Below are 19,632 nucleotides of genomic sequence, written 5' to 3' on the forward strand. Positions count from 1 at the left end.
TCACTTGCAGCTGTTCTTACTGCGGGTTGGCACGGGTGCTGGACAGCAGTTGCTTGAGGTTGGCCGCCTTCGGCTTGACCAGCCAGAAGCGCCGCACGTAGTCGTCCAGGTTCTCGGAGAGCTCACGCCCCCACTCGCTGCCGGTTTCTTCCACGTACTCGCCCAGGACCCGCGCCAGATGGCTGCGGTAAGCCTCCATCGCCTCACCACTGATTCGCTGGATTTCCACCAGCTCGTGGTTGAGCTTGTCGACGAAGCTATTGTCCATGTCGAGCACGTAGGCGAAGCCGCCCGTCATGCCAGAACCGAAGTTGTAACCGGTCTTGCCCAGGACGCAGACAAAGCCGCCGGTCATGTATTCACAGCAGTGATCGCCGGTGCCCTCGACCACAGCGTGGGCACCGGAGTTACGCACAGCGAAGCGCTCGCCCGCGGTGCCGGCGGCGAACAGCTTGCCGCCGGTGGCACCGTACAGGCAGGTGTTGCCGACAATGGCGCTGTGCTGGGTTTCGAACGGGCTGCCGGCTGGCGGCACGATGGTCAGCTTGCCACCGGTCATGCCTTTGCCGACGTAGTCGTTGGCGTCGCCTTCCAGGTGCAGGTTCAGGCCACCGGCGTTCCAAACGCCGAAGCTCTGGCCGGCGGTGCCCTTGAAGCGGAAGGTGATCGGCGCCGCGGCCATGCCCTGGTTGCCGTGCAGCCTGGCGATCTCGCCGGAGATGCGCGCACCGATGGAACGGTCGCAGTTGCAGATGTCGAGGCTGAACTCGCCACCGGCCTGGTCGCGGATCGCCGGCAGGGCCATGGCGACCATCTTCTCGGCCAGCTCGCCCTTGTCGAACGGCGGGTTCCTGTCCACTTCGCAGAACTGCGGCTTGTCGGCCGGGATGTGCGAGCTACCCAGCAGCGGCGACAGGTCGAGGTGATGCTGGCGCTCGGTGTCGCCCGGCAGCACGTCGAGCAGGTCGGTGCGGCCGATCAGCTCGCCCAGGCTGCGCACGCCCAGCTTGGCCAGCCACTCACGGGTCTCTTCGGCGACGAAGGTGAAGAAGTTGATCACCATGTCGACGGTGCCGATGTAGTGGTCCTTGCGCAGCTTGTCGTTCTGGGTGGCCACGCCCGTGGCGCAGTTGTTCAGGTGACAGATGCGCAGGTACTTGCAGCCCAGGGCGATCATCGGCGCGGTGCCGAAGCCGAAGCTCTCGGCGCCGAGGATGGCGGCCTTGATCACGTCCAGGCCGGTTTTCAGGCCGCCGTCGGTCTGCACCCGCACCTTGCCGCGCAGGTCGTTGCCGCGCAGGGTCTGGTGGGTTTCGGCCAGGCCCAGCTCCCACGGCGCGCCGGCGTACTTGATCGAGGTCAGCGGCGAAGCACCGGTGCCACCGTCGTAGCCGGAGATGGTGATCAGGTCGGCGTAGGCCTTGGCCACGCCGGCGGCGATGGTGCCGACGCCGGCTTCCGCCACCAGCTTGACCGACACCAGGGCCTGCGGGTTGACCTGCTTGAGGTCGTAGATCAGCTGGGCCAGGTCTTCGATCGAATAGATGTCATGGTGCGGCGGCGGCGAGATCAGGGTCACGCCCGGCACCGCGTAGCGCAGCCGCGCGATCAGGCCGTTGACCTTGCCGCCCGGCAGCTGGCCGCCCTCGCCGGGCTTGGCGCCCTGGGCCACCTTGATCTGCAGCACCTCGGCATTGACCAGGTACTCAGGGGTCACGCCGAAGCGGCCGGTGGCCACCTGCTTGATCTTCGAGCTCTTGATGGTGCCGTAGCGGGCCGGGTCTTCACCGCCCTCGCCGGAGTTGGAGCGCGCGCCCAGGCGGTTCATGGCCTCGGCCAGGGCCTCGTGGGCCTCCGGCGACAGCGCGCCCAGGGAGATGCCGGCGGAGTCGAAGCGCTTGAGGATGTCCTCCAGCGGCTCGACCTGCTCCAGCGCCAGCGGCTGCTCGGCGACCTTGACCTTGAGCAGGTCGCGGATCATCGACACCGGCCGCTGGTCGACCAGCGTGGTGTATTCCTTGAACTTGGCGTAGTCGCCCTGCTGCACGGCGGCCTGCAGGGTGTTGACCACATCCGGGTTGTAGGCGTGGTATTCGCCGCCGTGGACGAACTTGAGCAGACCACCCTGCTGGATCGGCTTGCGCGCGCTCCAGGCCTCGGCGGCCAGCAGCTTCTGGTCGCCTTCGAGGTCGACGAAACGCGCGCCCTTGATGCGGCTCGACACACCCTTGAAGCTCAGGCCGACCACTTCCTCGGCCAGGCCCACGGCTTCGAACAGCTGGGCGCCACGGTACGAGGCGATGGTGGAGATGCCCATCTTCGACAGGATCTTCAGCAGGCCCTTGGAGATGCCCTTGCGGTAGTACTTGAAGACTTCGTCCAGGTCCCCCAGCACTTCGCCGGTGCGGATCAGGTCGGCCAGCACTTCGTAGGCCAGGTACGGGTAGACGGCCGAGGCACCGAAGCCCAGCAGCACGGCGAAGTGGTGCGGGTCACGGGCGGTGGCGGTCTCGACCAGGATGTTGCTGTCGCAGCGCAGGCCCTGTTCGGTCAGGCGGTGGTGCACCGCGCCAACGGCCAGCGAGGCGTGCACCGGCAGCTTGCCCGGGGCGATGTAGCGGTCGCTCAGCACCAGCTGGGTCTTGCCACCGCGCACGGCCTCTTCGGCCTGGTCGGCGATGTTGCGGATGGCCGCTTCCAGGCCGACACTCTCTTCATAGTTGAGGTCGATCAGCTGGCGGTCGAAGCCTTCGCGCTCCAGGTTCATCAGCGAACGCCACTTGGCGGGCGAGATGACCGGCGAGCTGAGGATCACCCGCGAGGCATGCTCGGGGGACTCCTGGAAGATGTTGCGCTCGGCGCCCAGGCAGATTTCCAGGGACATGACGATCGCCTCGCGCAGCGGGTCGATCGGCGGGTTGGTCACCTGGGCGAACTGCTGGCGGAAGAAATCGTACGGCGAGCGCACGCGCTGCGACAGCACGGCCATCGGTGTGTCGTCGCCCATCGAGCCGACCGCTTCCTGGCCTTGTTCGCCGAGCGGACGCAGCACTTGGTCACGCTCCTCGAAGGTGACCTGGAACATCTTCATGTACTGCTTGAGCTGGTCGGCGTCGTAGCTGGCCACGCCCTGGTCGTCGCTCAGCGTCGCCTGGATGCGCGTGGCGTGCTGGCGCAGCCAGCGCTTGTACGGGTGGCGCGACTTCAGGCGGTTGTCGATGGCGTCGGTGTCGAGGATCTGCCCGGTCTCGGTGTCCACGGCGAGGATCTGGCCCGGGCCGACACGGCCCTTGGCCAGGACTTCCTCCGGCTGGTAGCCCCATACGCCGATTTCCGAGGCGATGGTGATGTAGCCGTTGGTGGTGGTCACCCAGCGCGCCGGGCGCAGGCCGTTGCGGTCGAGCAGGCACACCGCGTGGCGGCCTTCGGTCATGACGATGCCGGCCGGGCCGTCCCACGGCTCCATGTGCATGGAGTTGTATTCGTAGAAGGCGCGCAGGTCGGCGTCCATGGTCTCGACGTTCTGCCAGGCTGGCGGCACCAGCATGCGCACGCCACGGAACAGGTCGATGCCGCCGGTGACCATCAGCTCGAGCATGTTGTCCATGCTCGAGGAGTCGGAGCCGACACGGTTGACCAGCGGGCCGAGCTCTTCGAGGTCGGGGATCAGGTCGTTGGCGAACTTGGTGCGACGGGCCATGGCCCAGTTGCGGTTGCCGGTGATGGTGTTGATCTCGCCGTTGTGGGCGAGGAAGCGGAAGGGCTGGGCCAGCGGCCACTTCGGCAGGGTGTTGGTGGAGAAGCGCTGGTGGAACACGCAGATCGCGGTCTGCAGGCGCTCGTCGCCCAGGTCCGGATAGAACGCCGCGAGATCGCGCGGCATCATCAGGCCTTTGTAGATGATGGTCTTGTGCGAGAAGCTGCAGATGTAGTGGTCGGCGTCGTGGGCGTTGGCCACGGACGAGCGGCGACGGGCACTGAACAGCTTGATGGCGAATTCCTGGTCACTCAGGCCTTCTCCGCCGATGAACACCTGCTCGATCTGCGGCAGGCGCTCCAGGGCCAGGCGGCCGAGGACGCTGGTGTCGATCGGCACCTTGCGCCAGCCGACCAGCTTGAGGCCGGCGTTGACGATCTCGCGGTCCATGTTGGCGCGGGCAGCCTGGGCTTTGACCGGGTCCTGGTTGAAGAACACCATGCCGACGGCGTACTGCCTGGGCAGCTCGACGGCGAAGTGCTCCTGGGCCACGGCACGCAGGAATTGATCAGGCTTCTGCATGAGCAGACCACAACCGTCGCCGGTCTTGCCGTCGGCGTTGATGCCGCCGCGGTGGGTCATGCAGGTCAGCGCCTGCATGGCGGTTTGCAGAAGGTGGTGACTCGGCTGCCCCGTCATATGGGCGATCAGGCCGAAACCACAGTTGTCCTTGAATTCTTCGGGATGGTACAGACCTGTTTTCATAGACACTTTCTCACCAGGTTCACCTCTCAACCGGAGGCAAATCTCTTTTTTAACAACCACTTACCATCCACGCCGATCAAACGCCAGCTTTTTTGCGGTGGTCATGGAAAACCATTGTTGCACAGCGACAGCGACGCCCACAAATTTTCATGTCTCACCATTGAAAATTTATGTCGCAATTTTGAATGTTTTTACGCCATGCGCCGTGATAGCGGCTTGGCTAGAGTCTGAAGCGTTTCAGCCATGACTGCAACACAGGGCTTGTGGCCGGCAGTCTGGGACAGAAAAGCCTGCCGCGCTCGGGCGCAGCAGGCTGATCGAAAGCTAGAAGTCGCTCAGCAACTGGGCGGCGGGGTGGTGCCGCCCGGAAGGTATCAGCGGGCCGTGGCCAGCTCTTGTTGGACGCTGCCGACGGTACGTGGCCAAGGTTTACCAGCCTGGACCTTGGCTGGCAAGTTCTTGATTGCCGCAGCAGCGGCATCGCGGCTGGCGAAGTTGCCGTAGGTGACGACGAACAGCGGCTTGCCCTGCAGGTTTTTCTTGAAGTAGCGATAGTCGCCACCCTGGGCCTTGACGAACGACTGGGCCGACGCCTCGGAGCTGGTGCCGAAGATCTGCACCACGTAATTGTTCGGTTTCTGACCGGCATACCAGCTGCTGTTGCCGGTACCGCCTGCGGCTGGTTTCTCGGCAGGCTTGCTGGCGGGCTTGGCGCTGGCGACCTGGGTCGGTGCCGGAGCCGGCTTGGCAGGTGCAACCGGTTTTACCGGCTGGGTTGCTACAGGCTTCGGCGCAGGCGCAACCGGCTGTACTGGAGCGGTGGTCACCGGCTGGGCAGGGGCCGGTGCCGGGCTGGCGGTGGCACCTTGCGGCGGCGCGATGGTGGTCACGGTCGGCGGCACGGCGGCCGACGGCGCGGCAGGCTGCAGGGCGGTATCACCCGCAGGCCCACCCTCTTCGCCCTCGCCCATGCCGGCGGCCTGGGCCAGCGGCTCGCGCATCACCGGCTGCGACTGGCCGACCAGCGGCAGCGGCATCGGCTGCGAGGAACCGGAGAACTCGATAGCGGGCGCGCCACCGTTGCCGCCCTGCCCCAGTGGCAGTTGCGCCTGGGCGGCCGGTGCTTCGGTCGGAGCCTTGTCGCCCTTCTTGGGCATCAGGACCGCCGCACCAACGGCGACCACGACCACAGCGGACAACGCGAGCACGTGTTTCTTAGGCATTTTGAACCCCATGGATGGTCGCTTGACCGTGGTACGGCTGGCGATCATGGCTTCGATCAAGGTATCGCGGGCGACCTGGTTGATGTTCCCAGGCCAACCGTCGGAGTTTTCGTGGATGTCGACGATCTGCTCGGCGCTGAACACCTCGATGCCCCGGCCTGCGCCTTCCAGGCGCTGTTCCAGGTACTCGCGGGTCTCTTCCTCGCTGTACGGGGCCAACTCGATGACATGGAAGCGTTCGCCATCGGTATTGAGTTCTTCCAGCCCGGCAATCAGCGAAGGTTCGCCGAACAGGAACACATGCGGACGCCCTTCGGCCACGCCTGCCGCCAACTCCAGCAACGCTTGGAGTGCCGACTCGTCGAGTTGTTCCGCATCGTCCACCAGCAGATAGACTTCCTGGCCAGTCAGCGCCAGCTGCACCACCTGCGACAGGATCGCCTGCACCTCCGGCTGCGCCACGTTCAGCGACTGCGCCACCTGGCCCAGCACGCTGGCCGCGTCACTGGCGCCACGCGCGGACACCACCACGCTCTGCACCGACTGCTTGTTGGTGCTGGCCACCAGGGCCTGGCGCAGCAGGGTCTTGCCGCTGCCCACCGGGCCGCTGACCACCAGCATCAGCTGGCTGTAGCGCGCCAGGTGGTGCAGCTGGCCGAGCACGGGTTTGCGCTGGGCGGGGAAGAACTTGAAGCCGGGCACTCGCGGTGCGAACGGATCGTGGCTCAACTGGTAATGGTCGAGGAACGCCTCATCGGCATGCAGACTGGTCATTGCGTTGTCACAACCTCAAAGCTGGGCCACGATCGCGCGGTAATCCGCCGCCAGGGTGGCCTGTAGAATCTCTGTCGAATAGTCGTCGGTGACGACGGCCTCGCCCAGCTGGCGCAGCAGCACCAGGCGCAGGCGCCCGTCGAGCACTTTCTTGTCGACCGCCATGTGCTCCATGAAATGCGCCGGGGTCATTTCCTGTGGTGGCACCACCGGCAATCCTGCGTCCTGCAGCAGGCGAATTCCGCGATCACGCGCCGGCTGGTCGATCCAGCCCAGGCGCATGGACATTTCCAGGGCCATGACCGTGCCCGCCGCCACGGCTTCGCCGTGCAGCCAGACGCCATAGCCCATGTGTGTTTCGATGGCATGGCCGAAGGTATGACCAAGGTTGAGCGTGGCACGCACGCCCGATTCGCGCTCATCGGCGCCGACCACGGCGGCCTTGGCCGCGCAGGAGCGGCGGATGGCCTCGGTCAGTGCGACGGAATCCAGGGCGCGCAGCGCCTGCATATTGTCTTCGAGCCAGGCGAGGAACGGCTTGTCGCAGATCAGGCCGTACTTGATGACTTCGGCCAGGCCCGCGGACAGCTCGCGCTCGGGCAGGGTCTTCAGGCTGGTGGTGTCGATCAGCACCGCGTTGGGCTGATAGAAGGCACCGACCATGTTCTTGCCCAGCGGGTGGTTGATGCCGGTCTTGCCGCCCACCGACGAGTCCACCTGGGACAGCAGCGTGGTCGGTACCTGGATGAAGTCGACGCCGCGCTGGTAGCAGGCCGCGGCAAAGCCAGCCATGTCGCCGATCACGCCGCCACCGAGGGCGACCACGGTGGTGCGACGGTCATGGCGGGCGGTGAGCAGGGCGTCGAAGATCAGTTGCAGGGTTTCCCAGTTCTTGTGGGCCTCGCCGTCGGGCAACACCACGGGCAGCACCGAGTAGGCGCCCAGGGTCTTGCTCAGGCGTTCGAGGTACAGGGGCGCGACGGTCTCGTTGGAGACGATGGCGACCTGCCGCCCGGCAATGTGCGGCGCCAGCAGCTCGGGCTGGTCCAGCAGGCCTTCGCCAATGTAGATCGGGTAGCTACGTTCGCCCAGGTCGACCTTTAGTGTCTGCATGTATCCCCACAATATGCTTGGACGCGGCGGCGGTGCGGCCCCGCGCGGTGACGTTCAGCCCCGTCTCGGCGTTGGTCGCCGAGGATAGACCCCGCTCAGCGGGGCGGCAACTTCTGCAGACGCTCGAGGATGTCGAGCACCACCATGCGCGGTGGCCGTTCGTCGGTTTCCACCACCAGGTCAGCGATTTCGCGATAAAGCGGGTCGCGCGTTTCCAGCAGGGCGCGCAACGTGGCCTCCGGGTTGGCGGTGCGCAACAGCGGCCGGTTGCGGTCACGTGAGGTACGTCCCACCTGCTGCTCCACCGAGGCGTGCAGGTAGACCACCCGTCCGCCGGCACGCAGCGCCGCACGGTTGGCGTCGCGCATCACCGCACCGCCGCCGGTGGCCAGGACCACGCCATCGAGCGCGCTGAGCTCGGCGATCATCGCCTGCTCGCGGTCACGAAAGCCCGGTTCGCCTTCCTTGTCGAAGATCCACGGGATGTTGGCGCCGGTTCGCAGTTCGATTTCCTTGTCGGAATCCTTGAACAGCAGGCGCAGCTCTTTGGCCAACAGGCGCCCGATGGTGCTTTTACCAGCGCCCATGGGCCCCACAAGTATCAAATTTCGCACAGAATCAACGACTCACAGCAATCGCCTGGTCACTCATGATACGCGGAGTCAGGAAGACCAGCAGCTCGGATTTTTTCTCTTGTAATGCATCGCGTCGAAACAGCCGCCCAACATACGGCAGATCGCCAAAAAATGGCACCTTGTCGACCACTTTGTTCTGCGACGTCGAGTACACGCCACCAATCACAATGGTCTGCCCATCGGTCACCCGCACCTTGGCGTTGACCTCGTTCTTGCGGATCGGCGGCACATCGTTGAGGGCATTGATGAAGTCCGGCTCATCCTTGGTCACCCGCACCGCCATGATCACCTTGCCGTCCGGCGTGATCTGCGGGGTCACCTCCAACGACAGGGACGCCTCACGGAAGGAGACCGACGTGGCGCCGCTGCGGGTGGTTTCCTGGTAAGGCACTTCGGTGCCCTTGAGTATGCGCGCGGTTTCCTTGTCGGCCGTGACCACCTTGGGCTGGGAGATGATCTCGCCATTGCCGCTTTTTTCCATGGCGCTGAGCTCCAGGTCGAGCAGGATATCGCTGCGCAGCAGCCCCACCCCGAGTCCGGCAGCGGCGCGTTCGACGCCGAGATCGACGAACAGGTCGTTGCCCAACTGGCGATCCGTGCCATACAGAGGGCCACCCCAGCGCACGCCCAGGGCCTTTTCGTAATCGACATTGGCCTCGACGATCCGCGCCTCGATCATGACCTGGCGCACCGGCTCGTCCAACTGCGCGACCAGCCTGCGCAGTTCGGCAAGCCGGGCGGCAGGCTGGGTGGCAACCAGGGTATTGGTGCGGGTGTCCACACTGAGGCTGCCACGCCCGGCCAGGGCACCGTCATCGGCCAGGCTCGACAACAGCAGCTCCGCCAGCTCGCCGGCCTTGGCATGGAAGACAGGGATCAACTCACGCTGCAGTGGCTCTAGCAATACCTCCTGACGCATGTCCTGGGCTTGCCCGGCGAGCTCGGCCACGGGAGCGACCAGCAGCACATTCCCCTCCTGGCGCCTGCCCAGCCCCTTGCTGCGCAGCACCAGGTCAAGCGCCTGATCCCAGGGCACGTCCTCCAGACGCAGGGTTATCCGCCCCTGCACCGAGTCGCCCGCCACCAGGTTGATGCCCGCGTGGTCGGCCATGACCTGAAGCACCGAACGCAATTCGATGTCCTGGAAATTGAGCGACATCGGCTCACCCTGAAACGTCCCGGCCTGCGCCATCTGCAGCCCCAGCATCAATAGCGGGCCGCTCCACCATCGCCTCGGTCTCATCCCTGACCTCTCCTTGCTCACGCGTTCCAAGAACCAGATACCTGGGTCGCGCCTGCCAGCGACCATCGATGTAGATCCGCTCGTGGACCTCCACCCGATCGACCTCGATGGCCACCACGACACCCCCTTCGAGCCCCAGCCGCTCGCCTTCGGCGATCCGATACAGGCGACCCGCGGAGCGCAGCAATGCCTGTCGCCGCCCTGCCTGGGAGAGGCTGCCGACCATCTCCAGCCGTGCCAAAGGAATATGCGACGGCCCACCGCCCTCTTTCGGGAGCGACCAGGCCCGGAACGGATCGAATGCCGTCCTCGACAAGCCTGCCTGGGCCGGTTCATCCGCCAATGACGCCGGAACCGGCAGCTCTTCCCCAGGGTGGTAGGCATGCAGTCGTAACAGAGCATCAACTCGCCCGGCACCCTCATCCTTCAGGGCCAGCCTGAGCCGTTCCACGCTCAACAGACGCAATTGCCGCAGCCATTGCTCCAGCCACAGGCGCAGCGCCGGATACTGTCCCGACACCGTGATTTCCAGCGGTTGCACTCGATACACTGAAGCCTGTTGGGCCTCCTGCACCTCGACTCGCTCGAATACCAGGCCATGCTCATGCCCCGATAACGCCAGCTGGTCGAGCAGCTCGCTCATGCCCTCTCCCGCGGCCAGCCGCCATCGCGCCGCCTGCAAAAGCGTCCGCGTATGCTCGAGCGCCTGCTGCTCGACACCCAGTTCGACGAGGCGCGTCCTGCGTTCCTCCAGCTCGTTCTGTAGCTGAAGCTGCAACCGGACAGACTCGGCATGCCCCTGAACCGGGTCACGCAGACGAACCAGGTAGCCAACGCAAGCAACCATGAGCACGAGCGCCAGGCACACCATGGCCCTCACCACTCCCGACCGGCCAGCCAGCGCCTGCCAGTCAAGGGGCCAGAGGCGGTTCACGACTCGCCCGCCAGCAATCGCGCCGCCAGCAGGAACTCGTCCCCCTGGACATGGCGCCTGAGGTGAACGAGCTCGAGGTTCCGCACCATGCCCACTTGCTCCAGATCGCGCATGAACCGGGCGACCACCGACGCAGAGACTGCCAGACCGCCCAGGCGCAAACGCCCTGCCTCGACATCCACCTCCGTCAAGCGAGCCCCTTCTGGCAGGGCCTGTTCAAGGGCGAGGAACAGGCCAGGCATCTGCGACCGCCCGGCCTCCAGAGCGGACACTGCGGCATACTCGGCCTGCAGCGCCTCCCGCCTGCCGCGCAGCTGATCGACCTCCCTCAAGGTGGCATCGAGCCGCTCAAGCTCCGCCTGATGCGAGGCGACGACCAGTGATTGCCTGGCCAGACGCGACCGCGCCATCTGATCGAGCCATATGACCCCACACAGTGCCACTACCAGGGCGACAACCAGCATGATCTGAAATCGTCGCACAACCCTGGCCCTACGCTGCTCGCGCCAAGGCATCAGGTTCAGTCTCGCCATCATGCCCGGCCTCCCATGGCCAGCCCGCAGGCCAGGACCATCGAAGCTGCGCGCAGGCCATCCCTCTCCAGCAGGCCGGCCAGAGGGAGTGGGCAACCCACCTGGCATTTCACACCCAAGTGCTCTCGCAAATACGCCGCCCGGTCCTCATCAGCAGCGCAGCCGAACAGGACAACTTCCTCTACGGGCGCCCGTTCACCCAACCGCCAGAGATCATCGACAGCCTCACTCCATTGCGCCGGCGAGCCCAGGGCGATCCGCTGTCGTTGCGGCGCGGGACTGCCGTGCCAGCGGTGCATGACCACTTCGCCCGGCTCCAATTGCAGCAGTACCGCTCCACGAGCCGGCACCTCAGGCAGCAACGCTCGCCGTAGCGCGAAGCTGTCTACCTCCACGGCCTCAAGCTGCAATCCGGCCCTGGCGAACACCCGCTCCAGCGGATCAAGCTGACTTTGACGGCAGGCCACTACCAGTACCTCGAACTGTCCAGGATCGTCGGCGCATGCACCCTGCACCCAGAAGTCCAGGGCCAGATCCTCCAGCGGGAAGGGAAAGAGTTGCTCGGCCTGTGCCAGCACGGCGGCCTCGGCATCAAGGTCGGCCAGCCCGACAGGTAACCGGCACACCTTGCAGATGACCTGGGAGGCGGGCAATGCCAAGGCGACCCGGAACTGCCTTGTCCGACATTGAACATGGGCCCGACGCAATCCCAGGACCAGCCGCTCGGTTTCGTCGGACTCGGCGCAGCCGCTTGGCGCAGGCTCGAAGCGCTCCCGCGCCCACCCCTGCACACGCCAACCGCCGCGCTGACGGTGCAGATGCAGCATTCGTATGGAATCGGAGGCAATTTCCACCCCCAGCAGTGAACCGGCGTCCCTACCAAAGCGTCCAAGCATGGCTGTTCCTTCCTGGTCATCGGCAGCCCGCGCCGTTGCGGCGCGAGCGGTCGTCCCGCGCCCCGGGCGGTCACCCGGTGGGACGAAAAATGCTTATAATGGCCAGCGTTTTTCTGTCCGCCGGCCCCGCGCGCAATCCACTCCTCAACCTGGACACCCAAAAGCCTTGATACGTCTGCTGAAGTTCTTCTGGTGGTCTCTCGTCGCCGTCATCTGCGCGCTCGTGCTCGGTGTGAGCGGTGCGTTTCTGTATCTTAGCCCCAGCCTGCCCTCGGTCGACTCGCTCAGAAGCGTCCAGTTGCAAATCCCCCTGAGGGTGTACAGCAGCGACGGTAAGCTGATTGCCGAGTTCGGCGAAATGCGGCGCTCGCCGATCAAGTTCCAGGAAATTCCCCCACAGTTCATCCAGGCGCTTCTGTCCGCCGAAGACGACAATTTCCTCAACCATTACGGGGTCGATCCGAGCAGCCTGATGCGCGCGGCATCGCAGCTGCTCAAGTCCGGACACATCCAGACCGGCGGCAGCACCATCACCATGCAGGTGGCGAAGAACTTCTTCCTCACCAGCGAGCGCAGTTTCTCGCGCAAGACCAACGAGATCCTGCTGGCCCTGCAGATCGAGCGCGAGCTGACCAAGGACGAGATCCTCGAGCTCTACGTCAACAAGATCTACCTGGGCAACCGCGCCTACGGCATCGATGCCGCGGCGCAGGTGTACTACGGCAAGTCGATCCGCGACGTGAGCCTGGCGCAGATGGCGATGATCGCCGGCCTGCCCAAGGCGCCATCGCGCTTCAACCCGCTGGCCAACCCGGTACGCGCCAAGGAGCGCCGCGACTGGATCCTCGGGCGCATGTACAAGCTCGGCAAGATCGACGAAGCCAGCTACCAGGCGGCCCTGGCCGAACCGCTGAACGCCAGCTACCACGTGCCGACCCCGGAAGTGAACGCCCCCTACGTCGCCGAGATGGCCCGCGCCGAGATGGTCGGCCGTTACGGCAGCGACGCCTATACCGAAGGCTTCCGCGTCACCACCACGGTACCGAGCGACATGCAGCAGATGGCCAACAGCGCGGTGCTCAACGGCCTCAGCGAGTACGACGAGCGCCACGGTTACCGCGGCCCCGAGGCACGCTTCCCGGGCAAGACCCGTGCGGCCTGGCTGCAGGAACTGGGCAAGCAGCGCACCCTCGGCGGCCTGGAGCCGGCCATCGTCACCCAGGTCGAGAAGACCGGCCTGAAGGTGATGACCCGCGGCGGCCTGGAAGAGAATGTGGCCTGGGACACCATGAAGTGGGCGCGCCCGTACCTCAACAGCAACTCGCAGGGGCGCTCCCCGCAATCGCCGGCCGATGTAGCCCAGGTCGGCGACCTGGTGCGCCTGCAGCGCCTGGAGGACGGCAAGATCAAGTTCAGCCAGGTGCCCGGCGCCCAGAGCGCCCTGGTCACCCTCGACCCTTACAACGGCGCCATCCGCGCCCTGGTCGGCGGCTTCTCCTTCGAGCAGAGCAACTACAACCGCGCCATGCAGGCCAAGCGCCAGCCGGGCTCGAGCTTCAAGCCCTTCGTCTACAGCGCTGCGCTGGACAACGGCTACACCGCCGCCAGCCTGGTCAACGACGCGCCGATCGTGTTCGTCGACGAGTACCTGGACAAGGTCTGGCGCCCGAAGAACGACACCAACACCTTCCTTGGCCCGATTCGCATGCGCGAGGCGTTGTACAAGTCGCGCAACCTGGTTTCGATCCGCCTGCTGCAGGCCATGGGCGTGGACCGCACCATCGACTACATCGCCAAATTCGGCTTCAACAAGCAGGACCTGCCGCGCAACCTGTCGCTGGCACTGGGCACCGCGACCCTGACACCGATGGAGATCGCCACCGGCTGGAGCACCTTCGCCAACGGCGGCTACAAGATCAGCCCCTATCTGATCGAGCGCGTCGAAAGCCGCAACGGCGAAACCCTGTTCACCGCCAACCCGGCACGGGTGCCCCAGGGCAGCCAGGACCAGGCCGGCCTCGCCGCCCCCGAACAGGCGATCAGCGTCGCGCCGATGCCGGGCGAAGCACCGTCGGCCCTTGGCCAGGTCGCCCCGGCACCACAGGTACCCGCCGTGGCCGAGCAGATCATCGACGGCCGCACCTCGTACATTCTCACCAGCATGCTGCAGGATGTGATCAAGCGCGGCACCGGCCGTCGCGCCCTGGCCCTCGGCCGTGCGGACCTGGCGGGCAAGACTGGTACCACCAACGAGTCCAAGGACGCCTGGTTCTCGGGCTACAACGCCGACTACGTCACCACCGTCTGGGTCGGCTTCGACCAGCCGGAAACCCTGGGCCGACGCGAGTACGGCGGCACCGTGGCGCTGCCGATCTGGATGAGTTTCATGGGTGCGGCGCTGAAGGACAAGCCTGAGCACGCGCCGGCCGAACCTGAAGGCATTCTCAGCCTGCGCGTCGACCCGGTCAGCGGCCGCGCCGCCACGCCGAGCACGCCGAATGCCTACTTCGAGCTGTTCAAGGCCGAGGACTCGCCACCTTCGGTGGACGAGCTGGGCAATGGCGCCGCACCTGGCAGCCCGCTGCCGGCGGATGAAGCGGCGCCGATGGATCTGTTCTGACCAGGTAAAAGACAAACCTCAAAGGCAACTTCGATTCTGTGGGAGCGGGTTTACCCGCGAAGGCTTCAGCGAAGCCAACGATGCTTTCGCGGGTAAACCCGCTCCCACAATGGCTTCGGTGAATCCAAAAGCAAACAAAAAGCCCCAGCTCTCACGAGCCGGGGCTTTTTCATGACACTACGACCGGATCAGCCGTTGAACACGTCATCCACGCTTTTCAGCGGGTAGTGCTTCGGATACGGCAGGGTGGCCACGCCGGATTCGATGGCGGCCTTGGCCACGGCATCGGAAACCACGGTGATCAGACGGGCATCCAGCGGCTTCGGAATGATGTACTCGCGACCGAATTCCAGGGCCTGTACGCCGTAGGCGTCGCAGACTTCCTTCGGTACCGGCTGCTTGGCCAGGTCCTTCAGGGCGATGGCGGCGGCGATCTTCATCTCTTCGTTGATGCGCTTGGCGCGAACGTCCAGGGCACCGCGGAAGATGAACGGGAAGCCCAGTACGTTGTTGACCTGGTTCGGGTAGTCGGAACGACCGGTGGCCATGATCACGTCGCTGCGGGTGGCGTGAGCCAGCTCCGGGGCGATTTCCGGATCCGGGTTCGAGCAGGCGAACACGATCGGGTTGGCGGCCATCGACTTCAGGCCTTCGGCGCTCAGCAGGTTCGGACCGGACAGGCCGACGAACACATCGGCGCCGTTCAGGGCGTCAGCCAGGGTGCGCTTGTCGGTGGCGTGGGCGAACTGGGCCTTGTACTGGTTCAGGTCGTCGCGGCCAGCGTGGATCACGCCGCTGCGGTCGATCATGAAGATGTTCTCGACCTTGGCGCCCATGCTCACCAGCAGCTTCATGCAGGAGATGGCGGCGGCACCGGCGCCCAGGCAGACGATCTTCGCCTCCTCGAGCTTCTTGCCGGCGATTTCCAGGGCGTTGATCATGCCGGCGGCGGTAACGATGGCGGTACCGTGCTGGTCATCGTGGAAGACGGGAATGTCGCACTGCTCGATCAGGGTGCGCTCGATCTCGAAGCACTCAGGTGCCTTGATATCTTCCAGGTTGATGCCGCCGAAGGTGATGGAGATGCGGCGAACGGTGTCGATGAAGGCCTGCGGGCTCTCCGACTCGACTTCGATATCGAACACGTCGATACCGGCGAAACGCTTGAACAGAACACCCTTGCCTTCCATTACCGGCTTGGAGGCCAGCGGGCCGAGGTCGCCCAGACCGAGGATGGCGGTGCCATCGGAGATCACCGCAACCAGGTTGCCCTTGCCGGTGTACTTGTAGGCCAGCTCCGGATCACGGCCGATCTCGCGCACGGGCTCGGCGACGCCTGGGCTGTAGGCCAGGGCGAGGTCACGGGCGGTGGCGGTGGGCTTGGAGAGCTCGACGCTCAGTTTCCCCGGACGGGGCTGGGCGTGGTATTCGAGAGCGGCGGTTTTCAGGTCTGACATGATGGGCATTCCGCTGTTTACTGTTCTGACGGACCGCCGAGGATACGCAAAGAGCCGGGGGGCGACAAGACTGCCCGGTCACTATGTGTCAAGGCCTTTGGCCTACGACTTTACGCTATAACCCACGGGGCTTACGGAAGTCAGTGTGTACAATCCAATAGCAAAATGTCTACAACTATTTACCCCGGGACAACCGCCAGCATGCTCGGATCGGTCAATGGCAACAGCCAGCGTCGCTGCCCGGGCTTGAGCCCTCCCTTGCGGGATCGATCCAGCACCCAGCCACGCGCCTCGACCTGGCGCCCCTTGAGGTTAGCGAAGAAGCTGGCGGGGAAGCGCTGCTGCAGACGAGCGGGGACCTGCAGCACCACGGCATCGTCGAGCTCCAGCCAGATACCGCCACGGTTGCGCTCGATCCCCTTGATCTGGCCGCCGATCACGGCAAAACCGGACTGCCTGACCTCCCCCGCACGTACCACCGGCGACTGGCGCCACAGCCCGGCTCCGGCGTTGCGCGCCTGCTGCTCGGCCTGTTGCTGACACCCCGACAAGGCCACGTTGGGGGCGATGGCGACCCGGTAGCCGAGGCCTTCACTGAGCAGTTGTGCTTCGAGATTGTCGCCAGTACGGCTATAGATGTGCGCCAGGGTACGACCGTACTTGTCCTTGGGTTCCACGCCCGGGACCAGGCCGACGCGACCATCGCTGGCCTCGACCAGCGCCTGCAGACGCCGTTTCGCAGCCTCGGCGTAGGGCTCGCTGGTGCGCCCCTTGCGGCCGATCTCGGGCGCATTGATGCCGATCAGCCGCACATTGCGGCCATCACCCAGGCGCAAGGTGTCGCCGTCGACCACCTGGTGCACCGTCACCTGCTGCGGCTGCTCGGGCAACGGACAGAAGGCCAGGGCCGGAAAATGCCAGATCGCGCCCACAAAAAAGGCGCCCACGAGGGGCGCCTTCTTTTGCAGCAACGCGAACCTCGAGAGATTCGCCATGCGCATGATTACTTCTTGGTACCGAACATACCGAAGCGATCGGCGAACTTCTGTACGCGACCACCGGTGTCCAGGACTTTCTGCTTACCGGTGTAGAACGGGTGGCACAGGTTGCAAACGTCGATCGCCAGGACGCTGCCCAGGGTCGAACGGGTTTCAAACTTGTTGCCGCAGCTGCAGGTGACTGCAACTACTTCGTAGTTCGGATGAATATCTGCTTTCATGGTCACTTCCTCGAGCTGCGTGCCGCCACCCAACACCTATTGTTGAATACCGCACGTAATTAGGCGGCGAATAATACCAGAGCGCGGGCGCAGCGCAAGTTGTCGCTTGCACCGACCGTCGTCTGCTAGGCTCGCCTGATTTGTGAAACGCCCTCCAGAGACCTTCCGCGTGTCCGACGTCATCCTGCGCCTTGCCCTGCCTTCGCCCCTGCGTCGCCTGTTCGACTACCGGGCGCCCGCGAGCATGGCGCGCCAGGCACTGACGCCCGGCATGCGTATCCGTGTGCCGTTCGGCCGCCGCGAGATGATCGGCGTGCTGGTGGAGGTCGCCACGCACAGCGAAGTCCCCGCCGACAAGCTCAAGCCGGCCAGCGCCCTGCTCGACCCGGTTTCGCCCGTGCCGCCCGCCTTGTTCAAGCTGTGCCTGTGGACGGCGCAGTACTACCAGCACAGCCTGGGCGACACCTTGAGCTGGGCACTGCCGACCCTGCTGCGCCAGGGCGAGCCGGCCGAGGTGCGTCAGGAGCGCTTCTGGCACGTCGCCCCCGGGGCACGCCTGGAGGACCCGCGCATCGCCCGCGCCCCGCGCCAGCGCGATGCCCTCAAGACCCTGTCGCAGCACCCCCACGGCGTTGCCCACAGCCTGTTGAGCAAGCTCGGCCTGAACAAGGACAGCCTCGACCTGCTGCTGGCCAAGGAGCTGGTGAACGTCGAGGTCCGCCGTCACCTGCCCACCGCACGCCACGAACACTGGCTGGCCCAGCCGGAGCTGCCGCTCAACGAGGAGCAACGCGCGGCGTTCGAGGCGGTGCGCGCAGGCTTCGGCGCCTTTTACGCCTACCTGCTGGCCGGGGTCACCGGCAGCGGCAAGACCGAGGTGTACCTGCAGCTGATCCGCGAAACCCTCGAGGCCGGCAAGCAGGCGCTGATCCTGATCCCCGAGATCAACCTCGGCCCGCAGACCCTGCAACGCTTCGAGCAGCGCTTCAACGCCCGCATCGCCCTGCTGCACTCGGCGGTGGGCGACCGCGAGCGCCTGGATGCCTGGCTGGCGGCCCGCGATGGCGACGCCGACATCATCATCGGCACCCGCTCGGCGCTGTTCACGCCAATGAAGAACCCGGGCCTGATCATCATCGACGAGGAGCACGACGGCTCCTATAAACAGCAGGAAGGCCTGCGCTACCATGCCCGCGACCTGGCCGTGGTCCGCGCCCACCAGGAGAACATCCCGATCCTGCTGGGCTCGGCCACGCCGTCACTGGAAAGCCTGCACAACGCCCACAGCGGGCGCTACGGCCTGCTGCGCATGAACCAGCGTGCCGGCGGCGCCAAGGCACCGCGTTTCCTGCGCCTGGACGTACGCAGCCTGCCGTTGGACAGCGGCATCAGCGGCCCGCTGCAACAGGCCATCCGCCAGACCCTGGAGGCTGGCCAGCAGGTGCTGGTGTTCCTCAACCGCCGCGGTTTCGCCCCGACGCTGCTGTGCCACGACTGCGGCTGGCTCTCCGAGTGCCCGCGCTGCGATGCGCGCATGACCGTGCACCAGCGTTCCGCCGTGCTGCGCTGCCACCATTGCGGCTACGACGAACGCCTGCCGTTGCAGTGCCCGCAGTGCGCCCACGTCGACCTGCGTCCGGTAGGGGCCGGCACCGAGCGTGCCGAAGAGCGGCTAAAGGTGCTGTTCCCCGATTACCCGATCCTGCGCGTGGACCGCGACAGCACCTCGCGCAAGGACGCCATGCACAACCTGTTCGCCACCATCCAGCGCGGTCAGCCGAGCATCCTGGTCGGCACCCAGATGCTGGCCAAGGGGCACCACTTCCCCCGCGTCACCCTGGTGGCGATTCTCGATGCCGACGGCGGACTGTTCTCCGGCGACTTTCGCGCCAGCGAGCGCATGGCCCAGCTGATCGTCCAGGTTGCCGGTCGCGCCGGGCGCGCCGAGGAACCGGGCAAGGTCATCGTGCAGACCCACCTGGCCGACCATCCGCTGCTGGTGCAACTGACCGAGCAGGGCTACTTCGCCTTCGCCGAGCAAGCCCTGAGCGAACGTCGCGCCGCCGGCCTGCCGCCGTTCGCCCACCTGGCCCTGCTGCGTGCGGATGCGCACAAGCCGGGCCAGGCCGAGAGTTTCCTCGACGAAGCCTGCGCCGCCGCCGAGCGGGTCATGGCCGAACAGGGCCTGCACGGCATCGAGCTGCTGGGGCCGGTCCCGGCACCCATGGAACGACGGGCGGGCCGCTTCCGCGCGCAACTATTGCTCCAGGCCAATGCCCGGGCTCAGTTGCATCGACTGATCAGTGCCTGGTTGCTAGTGTTGGAGCAGATGCCATCGGGGCGGCAGGTGCGCTGGTCGCTGGATGTCGATCCGGTCGACCTTTACTGACTGTTTCAGGGTTGTCGTGGGAGCGGACAATGGCTTGTGCCCCAAAAGGTTGGCAACCCGCCCCCGGCAACGGATAATGCCCAGTTTTTCCACCTGCGCATCGAAGCGCTCACCGCGCTTGCGGTCGAAAAGAG

General features: G+C 65.5%; 13 protein-coding genes. 2 read left to right on the forward strand and 11 right to left on the reverse strand.

Translation table 11 applies throughout. The features are described from left to right. Positions 1–16: 16 nt before the first annotated feature. The 8 genes from gltB to pilM form a co-directional block, all read right to left on the reverse strand. Positions 17–4,462 carry a glutamate synthase large subunit gene (gene gltB / locus HU735_RS00440; RefSeq protein ID WP_186712002.1) on the reverse strand — a complete coding sequence of 1,482 codons (4,446 nt, stop codon included), beginning with the start codon at positions 4,460–4,462 and terminating at the stop codon, positions 17–19. Positions 4,463–4,836: 374 nt separating this feature from the next. Continuing rightward, positions 4,837–6,459: an AAA family ATPase gene (locus HU735_RS00445; RefSeq protein WP_186712003.1), complete on the reverse strand. Its 1,623-nt coding sequence runs from the start codon at positions 6,457–6,459 to the stop codon at positions 4,837–4,839. Between the two features lie 15 nt (positions 6,460–6,474). Further along, positions 6,475–7,572, reverse strand: a complete 1,098-nt coding sequence (gene aroB, locus HU735_RS00450; protein ID WP_186712004.1) for a 3-dehydroquinate synthase — start codon at positions 7,570–7,572, stop codon at positions 6,475–6,477. A 95-nt stretch (positions 7,573–7,667) separates the two neighbouring features. Further along, positions 7,668–8,186, reverse strand: coding sequence for a shikimate kinase AroK (aroK, locus tag HU735_RS00455; RefSeq protein WP_186712005.1), 519 nt, complete (start codon positions 8,184–8,186; stop codon positions 7,668–7,670). A 4-nt stretch (positions 8,187–8,190) separates the two neighbouring features. Beyond that, positions 8,191–9,414 carry a type IV pilus secretin PilQ gene (gene pilQ / locus HU735_RS00460; RefSeq protein ID WP_186712320.1) on the reverse strand — a complete coding sequence of 408 codons (1,224 nt, stop codon included), beginning with the start codon at positions 9,412–9,414 and terminating at the stop codon, positions 8,191–8,193. Then, positions 9,371–10,384 carry a pilus assembly protein PilP gene (locus tag HU735_RS00465; protein WP_186712006.1) on the reverse strand — a complete coding sequence of 338 codons (1,014 nt, stop codon included), beginning with the start codon at positions 10,382–10,384 and terminating at the stop codon, positions 9,371–9,373. The genes pilQ and HU735_RS00465 overlap by 44 nt, the downstream gene beginning before the upstream one ends. Further along, positions 10,381–10,848, reverse strand: coding sequence for a PilN domain-containing protein (locus tag HU735_RS00470; RefSeq protein ID WP_186712007.1), 468 nt, complete (start codon positions 10,846–10,848; stop codon positions 10,381–10,383). The genes HU735_RS00465 and HU735_RS00470 overlap by 4 nt, the downstream gene beginning before the upstream one ends. Before the next feature lie 68 nt (positions 10,849–10,916). Further along, positions 10,917–11,813, reverse strand: a complete 897-nt coding sequence (gene pilM / locus HU735_RS00475; RefSeq protein WP_186712008.1) for a pilus assembly protein PilM — start codon at positions 11,811–11,813, stop codon at positions 10,917–10,919. A gap of 166 nt (positions 11,814–11,979) precedes the next feature. Here pilM and HU735_RS00480 point away from each other — a divergent pair, with 166 nt between their 5' ends. Continuing rightward, positions 11,980–14,433 (forward strand): penicillin-binding protein 1A, encoded by a 2,454-nt coding sequence (locus HU735_RS00480; protein WP_186712009.1) that lies wholly within the window; start codon positions 11,980–11,982, stop codon positions 14,431–14,433. Between the two features lie 188 nt (positions 14,434–14,621). On the opposite strand, the gene HU735_RS00485 is transcribed toward HU735_RS00480, so the two are convergent. From HU735_RS00485 to rpmE, 3 genes are all read right to left on the reverse strand, one after another. Then, positions 14,622–15,890, reverse strand: coding sequence for a malic enzyme-like NAD(P)-binding protein (locus tag HU735_RS00485; RefSeq protein ID WP_186712010.1), 1,269 nt, complete (start codon positions 15,888–15,890; stop codon positions 14,622–14,624). A gap of 179 nt (positions 15,891–16,069) precedes the next feature. Next, the gene (locus tag HU735_RS00490) at positions 16,070–16,891 is read right to left on the reverse strand and encodes a thermonuclease family protein (RefSeq protein ID WP_186712011.1); all 822 of its coding nucleotides are present in this window, start codon (positions 16,889–16,891) and stop codon (positions 16,070–16,072) included. A gap of 2 nt (positions 16,892–16,893) precedes the next feature. After that, the gene (gene rpmE, locus HU735_RS00495; RefSeq protein WP_011531746.1) at positions 16,894–17,109 is read right to left on the reverse strand and encodes a 50S ribosomal protein L31; all 216 of its coding nucleotides are present in this window, start codon (positions 17,107–17,109) and stop codon (positions 16,894–16,896) included. 169 nt (positions 17,110–17,278) lie between these two features. On the opposite strand from rpmE, the gene HU735_RS00500 reads away from it, so the two are divergent. Beyond that, on the forward strand, positions 17,279–19,498 hold the full coding sequence (locus HU735_RS00500) for a primosomal protein N' (protein ID WP_186712012.1): 2,220 nt from the start codon (positions 17,279–17,281) through the stop codon (positions 19,496–19,498). The last annotated feature ends 134 nt before the right edge of the window (positions 19,499–19,632 follow it).

The organism is Pseudomonas sp. BW16M2 (genome assembly GCF_014268865.1).
GTDB lineage: Bacteria > Pseudomonadota > Gammaproteobacteria > Pseudomonadales > Pseudomonadaceae > Aquipseudomonas > Aquipseudomonas peradeniyensis.